Here is a 407-nt window from a genome sequence, read left to right on the forward strand (position 1 = left end):
ATGCAGTCGCTTGGGCGTTGTTACGTAAGGTATTTCAACCAAGCTTATAAACGCACAGGTACGCTCTGGGAGGGGCGCTTTAAATCCACATTGGTTGATAGTGATAACTACTTTTTAGTGGTGAGTCGTTATATTGAACTAAATCCAGTGAGAGCAGGCATGGTTCAGCACCCTGCTGAATATACTTGGTCTAGCTATCAGCATAATGCTGTAGGGAAGGTCATCGAGCTTATTACTGAACATGATTTATATGCGCAGTTAGGTACTAGCTCAGAGCAGAGGCAAGCACAATACCGCTCATTATTTGAAAGTGACATTCCGCCATATACGCTTGAGGAAATAAAAACAGCCACAGATAAAATGTGGGTACTTGGCAATGATAAATTTAAACAACAAGTTGAGGAAAT

Annotated in this window: 1 protein-coding gene; it reads left to right on the plus strand. The window is 41.5% G+C overall.

Annotated features, from left to right (window positions below):
- The coding region (locus J8L97_RS23245; RefSeq protein WP_409455181.1) for a transposase at nt 1-407 on the plus strand (407 nt) is incomplete at both ends.

The organism is Pseudoalteromonas sp. MMG012 (assembly GCF_018100875.1).
Classification (GTDB): Bacteria; Pseudomonadota; Gammaproteobacteria; order Enterobacterales; family Alteromonadaceae; genus Pseudoalteromonas; species Pseudoalteromonas aurantia.